Here is a 14,078-nt window from a genome sequence, read left to right on the forward strand (position 1 = left end):
ATAGCTTTAGGTGTCTATAGCAACGAGGTCCACCTCTTCCCATTCCGAACAGAGAAGTTAAGCCCGTTAGCGCTGATGGTACTGCCCTTTTGAGGGTGGGAGAGTAAGTCGATGCCACTTTTAATAATCCCGACATGCAATGCATCGTCGGGATTTTTTTTATCCTGTTTTTAGAGAGGATTCTCCGGAAATCCATCAGGTGCACTCCTGCTTTATATTTACAAATCCAGGTTCCCTTCTCTTCCAATATCCATTTTAGCTCCGGTGATTGCACTTGTAGCGACCTTAAAAAAGGTAACGAGTTTATTGGTTTTATTATCCCAATAATGTGCATCGGTAGTTTCAACCATTAAAACGCGGATTTGTGAATCCTCTTTGCCTTTTTCAAACCAGGCATCCATCGTTTTATTCCAGTATTTATCTATTCTTGCCTGGTCCTTTGAAACAGTTCCTCTGCCGCTGACTGACAGGAAATTATAATCTCCGACATGACTGTAGGCAATATCTACCTGCTTGTTATCAATTAAATTTTTGCAGGTGTTGCTTTCTGCAGATATTAACATCCAAATATTGCCATGTTCATCAACTTCCTGGCGGCTTAGAGGTACAATATGTAACTCATCATCTTTACTTCGTGTAATAACCATTCCGATATCTATTTTGTCTACTAGCTCGGTAAGTTTTTTTACAGCCTCCGCATTATTCAAATTTTCTGTGCTCATACATATAAGTTTTTGAAATATATCGTTTGAGCAAATTAGACTTTAAGGACTTGTTTTCAATACAAGGAATGTTAAATTAGAATAAGAGGTGTTAAATAAAGTGGAGTGTGGGCAGTTTCTATTTGTTTTACAAGTCAATTAATTCTATAAGACATCATCTCCTTTGGCGGTAGAGAAAATTGAATCTCACTTTACTCCATAAAAAAAGCCTCACTAAAAGTAAGGCTTTCATTATTTAAAAGAGATCTGATTAGAAAATCTCTGAATCTGTAAAATGGAATTTTCCTTCGATAGCAGCGTTCTCATCAGAATCAGATCCGTGAACTGCATTTCTTCCTTTTGATTCAGCATAGTACTTACGAATAGTACCTTCAGCAGCTTCAGCAGGATCAGTAGCACCGATCAACGCACGGAAATCTGCAACTGCATTGTCTTTCTCTAAAATTGCTGCAACAATTGGTCCGGATGTCATATACTCAACCAATTCACCATAGAATGGACGCTCAGCGTGAACTTCGTAGAATTTCTTTGCCTGATCCTCTGTTAAACGAGTGAATTTCATTGCTTTGATTGAAAATCCAGCCTGGATAATCATATCAATAATTTTTCCCATGTGACCGTTTTCGATCGCATCTGGTTTTAACATTGTAAATGTTCTGTTGCCTGACATCTTAATTGATTTGAATAATTTGCTGCAAAAATACAACTATTTTCTCAATATGATTACATGGTAATCGCTTTGAATCAGATAGAATCATTTAATTTTTAGGCAAGTCTAAAAAATGTTTTATATTTGTAGAAAAAACAACATGCTCCGTTTAACTCAAAGCGAAGAAAATTACCTCAAAGCAATCTTTACACTTAGCCAGGACGTGTCGGGCGCGATCTCTACCAACGATCTGGCGGAGAAAATGCTTACAAAAGCATCGTCAGTAACGGATATGCTGAAAAAATTATGCGAGAAGGAGTTGCTGGAATATCAGAAGTACCAGGGGTGTATTCTGACGGATACCGGAAAATCACATGCTTTGGCCATTATTAGAAAACACCGGCTTTGGGAAACATTCCTAGTAGACAAGTTGAGTTTTGGTTGGGACGAAGTACATGAAATTGCAGAGCAACTGGAGCATATTCATTCCACTGAATTAACAGACCGGCTTGATGAGTTTTTAGGTTTTCCTAAAACAGATCCGCATGGAGAACCGATTCCCGGCAAAGATGGAAAGATAGAGTCGGTATCGAACAGGATTCTTTTATCGGAAGCTGTGGTAGGAATGAAGGCGATCGTTATGGGAGTGGAGGACGATCAAACGGAATTTCTGCAATACCTCAATAAGATCGGTCTTCATTTGGGAACACAGATTGATGTGCTCGATAAACTCAATTTTGACGGATCAATCATCATTACTATGAATGAGAAGCAGGTACAATTTTCAATAACGATCGCAAAACAAATATCCATCAAACCGTTATGAAGCACTTTGCTTACATATTGATCGGTGTTTGGATCATTTTTGGGTGTAAGATCAAAAAGACCAAAGCGAACGAGAAACTAATCGTTTGTTCTACTTCAGTTACTGCTGATTGTGTCAGACAAGTGGTGGGCGATAAACTGATTGTTAAATCATTGATGGGACCCGGAGTTGATCCGCATACCTATAATCCGAGACCCAGCGATGTGGTATTGCTCAACGATGCGAAATTGGTTGTCTATACCGGGTTTCACCTGGAAGGCAAAATGGCGGAATTATTCTCCCGCTTATCAGAAAGAAAGGCTGTAGTTTCTTTCCAGTTGGATTTTCCCAAAGATCAGGTGCTTTATACGGATGAGATTACACCCGATCCACATGTTTGGTTTGATACGGAATCCTGGGTGCACAGTATGAACGGGGTTGTTGATAAACTGGTGGAACTCTACCCGGAATACGAACTGGAATTCAGAGAGAACTTTTACAAATTCCAGGTGAAGGTTCAGAAGAAGACTGCAGAGTTAAAATTGAAATTGAGCGAAATTCCCCAGGAACAACGGGTCTTAATTACTTCCCACGATGCATTCCATTACTTCGGAAGAACGTTTGATGTGCGTGTGAAAGCGCTGCAGGGAGTATCCACTTCCCAGGAGCCGGGAGTAAGAGATGTCATTGATCTGGTAGACTTCATTGTGAAACATCGTGTGAAGGCCATTTTTGTCGAAAATTCGGTAAGCCCGAAAGCTTTAAAAAGTGTTTTAAGTTCCGTTGAACGAAGAGGTTATCAGGTAAAAATAGGAGGAACTCTTTTTTCGGATGCCCTGGGTTCGAAGGGAAGCGGTGCGGACACTTACCTGGGAATGTTGAGCCACAATGTAAATGCGATTAAAGAAGGATTGAAATGAGAAAAGCCGTTGAAATAAAAGAATTTAGCGTTTTCTATCGTGATACACTGGCTTTGGACCACGTATCGCTGACCATCAATGCTGGAAAAATTACAGGAATTATCGGGCCGAACGGTTCCGGGAAGTCTACTCTATTGAAAGGTATTTTAGGGATTATACCGGTGAAAAGGGGAGAAGTTACATTCTTCGGAAGTTCGTTGGAAAAATACCGTTCAAAGATTGCCTATGTTCCGCAAAGAGAATCAATTGATTGGGACTTCCCGATTACTGTAGAGGAAGTGGTAGCGATGGGAAGGATTCGCCCGAAAAAATGGTGGTCGCGAACAACCATGGCTGATAAGGATATCGTAAAGGAAACATTGAAGAAAGTTCAGCTTTCCGAGTTCGCGCACCGGCAGATCGGACAATTGTCGGGAGGGCAGCAGCAGCGTGTTTTCCTGGCGCGTGCACTTGCCCAGGAAGCCGAACTGATCGTGATGGATGAACCTTTCGTTGGGATTGATATGGCTTCCCAGGAATCTATTTTAGCGATCGTCCAGAAATTGAGGGATTCCGGAAAAACCGTCATTATTGTGCATCACGACCTTTCTGTAGTGGCGCAGTATTTTGATGAAGTAGTTTTATTGAATAAAAAACTGATCGCAAGCGGCCCGATCGATGAAATCCTGAAATCGGAGAATATCGAAAAAGCTTACGGAATGACGCTTTTACTCAACAAAAAATAAGATGGATTTAAGTATTTGGATCGTATTTATCGGTACTGCGCTGATCGGAATTTCTGCAGCTTTGGTAGGGACATTTACCTTCCTGCAAAAGAAATCCCTGATCGGTGATGCTATTTCTCATTCCATTCTACCCGGAATTGTATTGGCTTACATGCTTTCCGGGCAACGAAATACACTTATCCTGATGTTGGGGGCTTTTGCCTCAGGTTGGCTTGCAACTCAGCAAATATCCTGGCTCCAACGAAAAACACGGTTGAAATCCGATACTGTTGTAGCAGCGACTTTGAGTATATTCTTCGCAGCAGGATTGGCTTTGCTTTCATATATTCAGGGAAGGCCCGATGACGGCCAGGCAGGATTGAGTGATTTTCTATTCGGAAAAATTGCAGCCTTGAATATCGAAGACCTCTATTTATTTGCGATCGTTTCCGTTCTCATTATTGCCGTTACTTTTTTCAGATATAAAGTGATGTTCAGCTTTGCCTTCAATAAAGAGTTTATGATCAGTAAAGGATTTTCACTGCGCTGGAACGATTTCATTTTAAATGCAATGACAATTTTGGTAGTTGCGATGGGAGTTCAGGCAGTCGGAGTGGTATTGATGTCGGCACTGCTGATTATTCCTGTACTTACGGCAAGAATGCTTACTTACCGGCTGAGTTCCCTGATCTCTTTGTCACTGGTTTTCGGAACCGTATCTTCTTTATTGGGATCCTATATATCCGTTTTAGGGAAGAACATTCCAACAGGACCATGTATCATTTTGGTGTTGAGCCTTTGTGCCATTTCAGTTGCGCTTATTGTACGCGTTTCATTTAAAACCAACCAAACGCGATGAACGATTTATTGATGATATTAACTGCTTGTTCGGTAGCTGTTCCTGCTTCTTTGCTGGGTGTTTTGCTGGTTTCTAAAAGTTTGGTAATGGTTGGAGACGCCATTTCACACGCCGTTTTGCCGGGAATTGTTGTTGCTTATTTGATGAGCGGAACCAGGGATTCTGTTCCGATGCTTTTCGGTGCTGCCGTGACTGGTTTTCTGACTACTTTCCTGATTGATTTCCTGAGAAAAAAATGGCGGATCCAGGAAGATGCGGCGATCGGTTTTACCTTTACTTTCCTGTTTGCAATCGGAGTATTGATGATTGCCGTTTTCGCCGGCAAGAACAGTGATTTGGACCAGGAATGCGTATTGTACGGAGATTTGGAAACATCCATTCTCGACCAGGTTATTGTGGGAGAATACCTTTACGGAACACGTGCAATTTTACAGCTTCTTCCTTTGACAGTTGTTTTATTGATAGTGATCATCGTAGGATTCAAAGGCTGGAAAGTATGGGCTTTCAATCCACAATTCGGATCTTTCATCGGGATTCCTGTTCAGTTTTTCCACTTGGTACTGATGTTATTGCTAAGTGTTCATGCAGTATTGAGTTTTGAAAGTGTCGGAGTAATTCTTGTGGTTGGATTATTGGTGCTTCCGGCAGCTACAGCATTGCAGTTTTCCAGGACTTTGGCAAGAACTTTTTTATATTCGGCATGCATAGGAATAGTAGCGTGCGTCCTTGGAGTGTTTCTTGGAAAGTGGATCAATATCTCTATTTCACCTTTGATTGTATGTGTAAACGGTTTGATTTTTTTGATTGCAGTGCTCGTTTCACCTTTCAAAAAAAGCGTTGTATCTAACTAAACTTTAGTAAAATACTTCATTCAAGAATTCAAGAATGGAAGTTTTATTGGAAGAAAAAAAAATCATTTTAAGTTGTCAGTTCAATAAACTGGAGTACCTTTGTTTCAAGAACAACAATTTTCATAGTTGTTAGTTTTGGGTTTTATAGTTTTAGCATGGTTTAGCAAAAAGAGGAGTAAATTACATTGAATTTACTCCTCTTTTTGTTTTTGCTGAATAGATTCTCGTTTTTTTTGTGTTTCTTGTACACTACAACACACAAACTACAAATATGAAGCTAAAACTGGTTCTTTTATTCCTTTTAAGTTATTCCTTTTCATTTTCCCAAACACAAGGCGTTGCTTTTCCAACAGTAGGAAAAGGCGTTGCAACACCCTTTGTTACCGATTATCACTCTCTGGGCATCAATACTTCGGCATTGGGCTGGAAACCAAGATATGCGGGCAAGAAATTTACGACCGGAACATCCGAATTTGCATTTGCAGTTTCTTCGCCGTCGTTGAATTCCAAAAAGCTGCAAAACCTCACAAGTACGCTTTACAACGCGGCTCAGCATAAGAACCCGAATGAAGTTGATTATCAAAGACAAATGCAATCTGCGGGAGATTATGCGGAATCCGGCGTAGCTATTAATTTCGATTACAACTGGCTCGGATTTTCTTATTACGGAGAAAAATTCGGAGGAATCGCCTTCAACGTGAGAGAAAGCTATAGCTGGTATTCGAAAATGAATTCGCAAACTACGGATTTATTATTCAGAGGAAAATTGTCTTCCGTGTTTGACTCATTAACGGTCGTTTATGGTTCGGATACTTCACGAATTGCCAACAATGCGAATATTTCCCAGGATTCTATGGGACACGTGATCGGAGGAACGCTCAATGTTCCTATTCGCATCAGTGAACTCACGAAAGGAACACAAATCCAGATGGTTTGGAACAGAAGCTATAACATCGGTTACGGTCGAAAACTGTTTGGAAAAGATTCTACTTTCCAGGTGTTCGGAGGAATTGGAGCGAGGTTGATTACTTCCATGGCCATGTTCAACATGACTTCGGATGACGAAGGATTGAGAATGTATTCCGCCATTACTCCGACTTTCGATATTGATTATGGAAATGTCAGCGGGACTAATTCTGTACCCAAGAAATCAAAAGGAATCGCGCCTGTAATGGGAACAGGATACGGAATCGATCTTTCCGCCAGCTTTATTTTATTCAACAAAGTACGTGTTGCGGCTGCTGTGAATAATATCGGTTCGGTGACTTACAAACGAAATGTTTACAAAGTAAAAGACACCTTGTTTGCGAGTTTTAACCTGAATGGAGTAAGCAGTGACAACATCACGCAAACAGTAAACCAGTTGGTGCGCGATAACGGACTGCTGACTTTGGAAGGAGAGCAGAAATATACGGTTATCAATGCTTCCGATTTCAGATTTGGAGTGAGCTATGAACCGATCAAGTACGTGCGTTTAGGATTTGATGTGGTAGCGCCTTTCAATAAAGAAACTCCAGGTTCGATCCAAAACCCGGTATATTCTTTCGGAGGAGATATCATCCCGGTGAAATGGTTGCAATTGAGCATCGGTTATTACGGTGGCGGCGTTTATAAGAACAATATCCCACTCGGATTGACCTTTATTATCAAAGACGGAGCTTATGAATTCGGTGTGGCTTCCCGTGATGCGCTGAGTTTCTTCCTGAAGAACGGAACAAGCGTTTCTGCTGCTTTGGGATTTGCCCGTGTGAGATTCTAGATCAGGATATCCTTCAATTCATTTAAGATAAGAGCAGTTGCTCCCCAGATAAGAATGTCTCCCTGTTTGAAATGGGGGACATTTTTGAGTGTAAATTCAGGATTGATCGGAATATCGACTTGTACAACTTCGGAATGAAAAAGCTCCAGGATATCCAGTTCATGAATAGCTGCTACTTCGCGCTCAGAGCGCATGTAATCGAATGATTTGTTTTCGGAATAGAAGACGTAGGGAGTGATCAAAAACTGGCTTACAGGAACGAAAAGCGGCGTTAATTCTTTCAGCAGTTCAAAATTACTGGCATACACCCCGATTTCCTCGTAACATTCCCGGATGGCTGTCTCCAGCAAGTTTTTATCATCCAACTCTTTTTTTCCTCCGGGAAAGCTGATCTGACCGCTGTGAGAACCATCGTATTCTTGTCTTCTGGTCACGATCGTACACAATTTACCCGCTTCGTTGTGGAACAAAATAATAGCTACTGCCGCATCCCTGTACGCAATTCCCTGCCGGATCTGCTCCCTGGAACTTCCTCTTACAGGCATAAATGCCAAATGAGAACGTTCACCGGGCAATTCCTGATCAAATTTCGAAACCAGTTCTGCGTGTGTCATTTTGATTTTCGTACGCTTTTCAGGATCCGCTCAAAATCATCGTAGGTATAATTCATGATCGGTTTGCTGGTGATCCATTGGAAAACATAGTATTCTTTTCCGACTTTTAGAGTAGAAGTCACGTAATAAGCTTGTCCGGAATAAGTTCCGTCACCGGAAACGGTTTGAATAAGCCCTTTGTTCCGGAAGTTTTTCGGAAGTTCCTTTTTGATGGAAACGCCCGAATTATCCAGTGATTCAAAACGACGCCAAACATAGGCATCCTGGAAGGTATTCAATAGATCTCCGTCGATTACGAAGTCGTAAACAAAGGCTTTATTCAGGTCCGATTGATTAAAGCGTTCCACCGAAAAGTAAATGTTGAAGGCATTACTGGTGCGTGTCAGGGAAGAACTTTTGATGGTATAATTGTGCGAATAGTTTTGCTTGAAATGGTCCGGTAGCTTAAATGAAATCCCTTCGTATTTGAGGGTTTTATCCAATTTGAAATTGTAGTGATTGTTTTTAAAAGCTTCCCTGAGTTCCTTGTTCTCCTTGTCATAATCGAAACATCCTACGACCAGGAAAACGGGAATGAGCAAGAGCACTAATCGATAAATCATAAGACGGATTTCGTTTGACTAAAATTGATTCGGATATAAATATAAAAAAAAGCCCTGACGATGAATGTCAGGGCTCTTTCTTTTAGATATCGATTTTTGCGTATTTCGCATTTTTCTCAATGAATTCACGTCTTGGTGGAACTTCGTCTCCCATTAACATGGAGAAGATTTGATCACACTCAGCAGCGTTTTCGATTGTTACCTGGCGCAATGTTCTGTGCTCAGGGTTCATCGTAGTATCCCACAACTGTTCTGCGTTCATCTCACCCAAACCTTTGTATCGCTGAACGTTTACGGAAGAATCGGCACCGTTTCCTTTCAATTGTGTGATTAAAAGGTCACGCTGGTCCTCGTTCCATGCGTATTCTGCTTTCGTTCCCTTCTTCACCTGGTACAATGGCGGAGTTGCAATATAGACATATCCGTTTTCGATCAATTCTTTCATGTAACGGAAGAAGAACGTTAAAATAAGCGTCTCAATGTGAGAACCATCGACGTCGGCATCACACATGATAATGATCTTGTGGTAGCGCAGTTTATCCAGGTTCAACGCTTTTGAATCTTCTTCGGTTCCGATGCGCACACCTAACGCGGTATACATGTTTTTGATTTCCTCGTTCTCGAAAATTTTGTGCTGCATAGCCTTTTCCACGTTCAGAATTTTCCCGCGAAGCGGCATGATTGCCTGGAAATGTCTGTCGCGGCCTTGTTTTGCAGTTCCACCCGCCGAATCTCCCTCGACGAAGTAAATCTCGCACAACGAAGGATCTTTTTCAGAACAGTCAGCCAGTTTTCCAGGTAATCCTGAACCGGACATCACGTTCTTTCTCTGAACCATTTCACGTGCTTTTCTGGCAGCATGACGCGCTCTTGCGGCAAGAATGACCTTGTCAACGATGATCTTTGCTTCCGCAGGATGCTCTTCCAGGTAAATCGTAAGCATTTCCGAAACTCCCTGAGAAACCGGAGCAGTTACTTCCCGGTTACCCAATTTTGTTTTGGTCTGGCCTTCAAATTGAGGTTCCTGAACTTTTACCGATACAACAGCTGTCAATCCTTCACGGAAATCATCCCCGTCGATCTCGATTTTCTCTTTTGCCAGCATACCGCTGTCAGTAGCATATTTTTTCAGGGTATTCGTCAAACCACGGCGGAAACCTGAAAGGTGTGTTCCTCCCTCGTGTGTGTTGATGTTGTTGACATACGCCTGGATATTTTCCGTGTAGGAAGTATTGTAAGTTAATGCAACTTCTACCGGAATACCTTCGCGTTCTCCTTCGAAATAGATGACATCTGAAATCAACGGTTCGCGGTTGCGGTCCAGGTACTGGGCAAACTCGCGCAATCCTCCTTCGGAATGGAACACATTGGAAACCGGTTTCCCGTTTTCGTCTTTTTCGCGATTATCCGTAATGGTGATGGTGATTCCTTTGTTCAGGAACGCCAGTTCACGCATACGGGCGCAAAGTGTATCGTAGTTATACTCGGTAAATTCAAATATCGTATTATCAGGTTTGAAAGTCTGAATCGTTCCGGTATCGTCTGAAGTTCCGATTTCTCTTACATCGTAAAGCGGTTTCCCGATGGAGTATTCCTGTTCGAAAATTTTTCCTTCGCGGTGAACTTCCGTACGCATGTGAACAGACAAAGCATTCACACAGGAAACCCCAACCCCGTGTAATCCACCGGAAACTTTATAGGTGTCTTTATCGAATTTACCACCGGCGTGAAGGACTGTCATTACAATCTCAAGTGCTGATTTTCCGTGCTTGGCATTGATACCTGTCGGAATTCCGCGACCGTTGTCTTTTACAGTGATCGAGTTGTCTTCATTGATCCAAACACCGATAGTGTCACAGTGACCGGCCAAAGCCTCATCGATGGAGTTATCAACGACCTCATAAACAAGGTGGTGAAGACCTTTTACTCCAACATCACCAATGTACATGGCAGGACGTTTACGAACAGCTTCCAGACCTTCTAATACCTGGATATTATCCGCAGAATAATCCTGATTCTTTTTTTCTTCGCTCATAAATAAGTTGCTTAAAAAGTGCATTTTTCAATGCCCAACAAATATACGGAATTTAAGCCGTTTTTACTAGTTGGAAATGCGCCGGGAGACTAGTACTTATCAACAAAATATTGACATTTGAACATACAAAAAGTCCCGGCTTAACCGGGACTTTTTGTCTTATTCCAGAACCTTGATCCGAATCATAATATCCTGCTTCTTTTTGATATAACACTCCAAAGCAAATTCGTTGTTGCCAACTTCTACAATTCTGGTCGGTTTAAATTGATGAAGATCGTATTCTTTTGCATCCCTGGTGTCAAGAATAGATAATTTCTTCACGGCTCCAGATTTTTTGTTTACCTGGTAGGCGGTTAAAAAACCTCCATGGCCATTTTCATGATATTCAGGGGCTTTGTTTTCTTCTAATTCCAGGTTTTTAATGTTGTCCAAAAACAGGAAGTAATAATATTCGGATGATTCGATTAAATGATATCCCAGGGATTCTCCGTCGAATACTTTGCTCAGCATGTCCATCCCGAGCGTATTAAATCTGCTCGGTGGATTGGGACTATTTGCAAACTGTCTTTTAGGTAATTTCTTGATGAAAATGATACTTCCGTCCGGAGCAATTTTTGCAGCCAGCATCTCTTCATAGTAATAATTATAAGTATCACCAGCGTCTTTGTGTACTCTGATAAAGTAATAATACTTTTCTCCGACAAAAAGGATACTTCCATCCGCATCGATTTTGATTTGTCTGAGAACGAAATCTTTCAATCCTATATTGTTTCCTTCCTCTTCCGCTTTTTCAATTTTCTTCTGTGTTTTTTCTGAATTAAATTGTTTGATGATTTCACTTGGGATTTTAACAGATTTCAATCCCGTTTGATTGAGGTCTTTATCAATGGTGCAAAAGAAAATACCGTCAATTAATCCTTCTATTACGTTGCTGTAGAAACCAGCGATTAAAAGAGAATTGTTGTTGCCTTCAAAAAACTTTACCTGGTTTATGAATTTCCCTTGCGCAGAAATAGGCGTGTTGACTAAAGAGGTTCCTGATTCACGGATAGCAACTATTTCGTATTCTAGATTTGCATTTTTGCCTTTTAAAGAATTTTCCGTCTCAGTACCCTTTAAAACTTCGGCAAGAATGAAAACGTTGGCATCTTTGTCAATGGCATAATCGATATTCTCCATTTGTGCCTCGCTATAAGGCATTTCCACATCTTTCCCCCAGACCAGGGATAACTCCTTTGTAAATGTGTATAGTCCGATCACATCTTTATTGAGTTTGTCTTTCTTGGTCTCAGGTTTCCTGCGATATTGTATCAGAATCTTTGATTGATCAAAAGATCTAGCAAGTTTAAATTTGTTTCCGTCACCCCCGGTTATCTTTCCTTCAACAGCAATGAGCCGTTCCTCCGGACCTTCGAATTGACCGGTTGATTTATTGACTTTTCTTACAAAAAGCTGCTCTGTTGAGTTCGATTTATCCCAAGCTGAAAAAAGAATGTAAACGAAATCGTCCAACTCAATCTGATCTTCATAAACAGTTCCTTTGGGAAAATCCTCATAGGTATTAATCGATGTTTGACTGAAGTTTGGCCCGTCAAATTTTTGGATAGTGGCAAAATCCTTTTCCATTTTGAAGGAGATAATATTTCCGTCTTTTGATACGTAATTTTTGACACGTGCATCAACTACCGGATAAGGTTCGCCAAAATGGTATTCAAATTCCCTGGAGGTTTCGAATACAATGTCTTTGTCCTGGGTAAAGGCGTTAAATGTTAGCGCTACTAGTGAGCCTAATAATGCAGCTTTGTTGATTTTTAGTTGTTTCAAGGTCCTGTAAGATGAAAAATAGAATGTTAAAGATATTAATTAAAGAAGGAATAGAGGGATAGAATAAAAATAAAAATCCCCTGGCAAAAATGTCAGGGGATTTGTCTTATTCCAAAACTTTAATCCGAATCATAATATCCTGTTTGCTTTTGATGTAACATTCCAATGCAAACTCATCATCATCTACTGCAACAATTCGTTCTGTATTGAACTGGAACAGGTCGTATCCCTGTGCATCGCGGGTGTCCAGAATAGACAATTTGCGAACCGCACCGGTTTCTTTATTGACCTGGTAAGCCGTTAAGAAACCTCCTCTTCCGTCCTGGTGTCTTTCCGGCACTTTGTTCTCTGCCAATTCGATGTTTTTTACGTTGTCCAGGAACATGAAATAATAGTTGTTTTTCGAATCGACCAAACGGTATCCCAATCCACCGCGATAGTAAGGTGAATTCGTTCTGCCGCTGATTTGTCTTTTCGGAAGCTTTTTCATGTACACCAACTCTCCGTTTTTATTGATTTTACCTGCCAGCATTTCTTCGTAATAATGCGTGTAGGTAGTTTGTCCCGTTTTTGTATCTGTATAGGATACAACATAATATTTTTCACTCGCAAATAAGATACTTCCGTCATCTTCAATGATCAATTCCCGCAGGCGCATGCTGGTCATTCCAAGATCTTTTCCTTTATCTTCTTTCTTGTCCATTTTGTCCTGACTTCTCTGCGACATGTATTGCTTGATCAGTTCGGTCGGGATCTCGAAAGATTTGAAATCTGCCTGTTTTCCGTCTTTGTTCAATGTGCAATAGAAGATTCCGTCAACCTGGACACCTCTTTTATTTCCGTAGAATCCGGCAATAAGAAGGGCGTTGTCTCTTCCTTCGAAGAAGTTTACCTGAGTTACATATTTTCCTTTCACATCCACGTCAGAAGCATTCACATCCACACCGGATTCGGAAACCGATACCAATTGGTAATCGAAATTCGGGTTGTCATCGCGGTCAAAGCGTCTGGTTTCTCCGTCTTTCATCACTTCTGTCAAGATGAAAACATCCCCGTTTGATCCAACGGTGTAATCGATGTTGTTCATACGTGCTTCCGTGTACGGCATTTCTACGTCTTTCCCCCAAAGTTCCTTTAAGTCGGTATTGAATACATGCAAACCGATCACATCGTGGTTGATTTTGTCGTTGCGGGATTCCGGTTTCTTACGGAAGTAAATCAATAATTTCGAATGGTCGAAAGAAGTTGCCAGCTTGAACTTGTTTCCGTCACCGCCGGTTACTTTTCCTTCTACTGCGATCACGCGTTCTCCTTCATTTTCAAACTTCCCGGATGTAAGATTGATTGCTCTTACATACAGTTGTTCTGTTTTATTGGCTTTATCCCAAACAGAGAACAGCAGGTAAACGAAATCTTCTGTTTCAATATCATCTTCGTAAACAGTTCCTTTCGGAAAGTCTTCATACACTTCAATGGATTCCTGGGTGAAAGCCTTTCCTCCGAATTTCTGGACGGTTACTTTTCCTCTGCTCATTTTAAAGGAAACTACACTTCCGTCTTTTGACGCATAGCTTTTTACTGCCGCATCAACGACCGGATAGGGTTCTCCTACCTGGTATTCGAATTCTTTGGAGGTGGTAATTTTTTCATCTTGTGCAAAGGCGGTGCTTGCAAAGGTGGTACCGATCAAGGCGATGGTAGCAAGGTTTCTAATTTTCATTTGTATCTGTTTGT

General features: G+C 41.1%; 13 protein-coding genes and 1 rRNA gene. 7 read left to right on the forward strand and 7 right to left on the reverse strand.

Features of this window, described 5'->3' with window-relative positions; all coding sequences use genetic code 11:
- Window positions 1-6: 6 nt before the first annotated feature.
- A 5S ribosomal RNA gene (gene rrf / locus ABDW02_RS15225) occupies window positions 7-120 on the forward strand.
- A 98-nt stretch (window positions 121-218) separates the two neighbouring features.
- Here rrf and ABDW02_RS15230 read toward each other — a convergent pair.
- Both ABDW02_RS15230 and ABDW02_RS15235 read right to left on the reverse strand, forming a co-directional pair.
- Complete coding sequence (locus tag ABDW02_RS15230; protein WP_343635964.1) at window positions 219-722, reverse strand: pyridoxamine 5'-phosphate oxidase family protein; 504 nt, start codon at window positions 720-722, stop codon at window positions 219-221.
- A gap of 250 nt (window positions 723-972) precedes the next feature.
- Window positions 973-1,392: a nucleoside-diphosphate kinase gene (locus ABDW02_RS15235; RefSeq protein WP_343635966.1), complete on the reverse strand. Its 420-nt coding sequence runs from the start codon at window positions 1,390-1,392 to the stop codon at window positions 973-975.
- 139 nt (window positions 1,393-1,531) lie between these two features.
- On the opposite strand from ABDW02_RS15235, the gene ABDW02_RS15240 reads away from it, so the two are divergent.
- From ABDW02_RS15240 to ABDW02_RS15265, 6 genes are all read left to right on the forward strand, one after another.
- Entirely contained in the window at window positions 1,532-2,197 is a 666-nt protein-coding gene (locus ABDW02_RS15240) for a metal-dependent transcriptional regulator (protein ID WP_343635968.1), read from the forward strand.
- The gene (locus ABDW02_RS15245; RefSeq protein WP_343635970.1) at window positions 2,194-3,096 is read left to right on the forward strand and encodes a zinc ABC transporter substrate-binding protein; all 903 of its coding nucleotides are present in this window, start codon (window positions 2,194-2,196) and stop codon (window positions 3,094-3,096) included. Before ABDW02_RS15240 ends, ABDW02_RS15245 begins: the two co-directional genes overlap by 4 nt.
- Window positions 3,093-3,821, forward strand: coding sequence for a metal ABC transporter ATP-binding protein (locus ABDW02_RS15250; RefSeq protein WP_343635972.1), 729 nt, complete (start codon window positions 3,093-3,095; stop codon window positions 3,819-3,821). The genes ABDW02_RS15245 and ABDW02_RS15250 overlap by 4 nt, the downstream gene beginning before the upstream one ends.
- A 1-nt stretch (window position 3,822) precedes the next feature.
- Window positions 3,823-4,659 carry a metal ABC transporter permease gene (locus tag ABDW02_RS15255; protein ID WP_343635974.1) on the forward strand — a complete coding sequence of 279 codons (837 nt, stop codon included), beginning with the start codon at window positions 3,823-3,825 and terminating at the stop codon, window positions 4,657-4,659.
- Window positions 4,656-5,510: a metal ABC transporter permease gene (locus ABDW02_RS15260; RefSeq protein WP_343635976.1), complete on the forward strand. Its 855-nt coding sequence runs from the start codon at window positions 4,656-4,658 to the stop codon at window positions 5,508-5,510. Before ABDW02_RS15255 ends, ABDW02_RS15260 begins: the two co-directional genes overlap by 4 nt.
- Window positions 5,511-5,781: 271 nt before the next feature.
- A complete protein-coding gene (locus ABDW02_RS15265; protein WP_343635977.1) occupies window positions 5,782-7,269 on the forward strand; it encodes a DUF5723 family protein in 1,488 nt (495 codons plus the stop codon).
- Here the strand turns inward: ABDW02_RS15265 and ABDW02_RS15270 are convergent.
- The 5 genes from ABDW02_RS15270 to ABDW02_RS15290 all read right to left on the reverse strand — a co-directional run bounded on the left by ABDW02_RS15270 (window position 7,266) and on the right by ABDW02_RS15290 (window position 14,064).
- Window positions 7,266-7,883 carry a CoA pyrophosphatase gene (locus ABDW02_RS15270; protein WP_343635978.1) on the reverse strand — a complete coding sequence of 206 codons (618 nt, stop codon included), beginning with the start codon at window positions 7,881-7,883 and terminating at the stop codon, window positions 7,266-7,268. The genes ABDW02_RS15265 and ABDW02_RS15270 overlap by 4 nt on opposite strands.
- Complete coding sequence (locus tag ABDW02_RS15275) at window positions 7,880-8,485, reverse strand: hypothetical protein (protein ID WP_343635979.1); 606 nt, start codon at window positions 8,483-8,485, stop codon at window positions 7,880-7,882. Before ABDW02_RS15275 ends, ABDW02_RS15270 begins: the two co-directional genes overlap by 4 nt.
- An 82-nt stretch (window positions 8,486-8,567) precedes the next feature.
- Window positions 8,568-10,520, reverse strand: coding sequence for a DNA topoisomerase (ATP-hydrolyzing) subunit B (gene gyrB / locus ABDW02_RS15280; protein WP_343635980.1), 1,953 nt, complete (start codon window positions 10,518-10,520; stop codon window positions 8,568-8,570).
- A 159-nt stretch (window positions 10,521-10,679) separates the two neighbouring features.
- The gene (locus ABDW02_RS15285; RefSeq protein ID WP_343635981.1) at window positions 10,680-12,344 is read right to left on the reverse strand and encodes a hypothetical protein; all 1,665 of its coding nucleotides are present in this window, start codon (window positions 12,342-12,344) and stop codon (window positions 10,680-10,682) included.
- A gap of 106 nt (window positions 12,345-12,450) precedes the next feature.
- Entirely contained in the window at window positions 12,451-14,064 is a 1,614-nt protein-coding gene (locus ABDW02_RS15290) for a hypothetical protein (RefSeq protein ID WP_343635982.1), read from the reverse strand.
- Window positions 14,065-14,078: the final 14 nt, after the last annotated feature.

The sequence above is a fragment of the Fluviicola sp. genome (assembly GCF_039596395.1).
Lineage (GTDB): Bacteria > Bacteroidota > Bacteroidia > Flavobacteriales_D > Crocinitomicaceae > Fluviicola.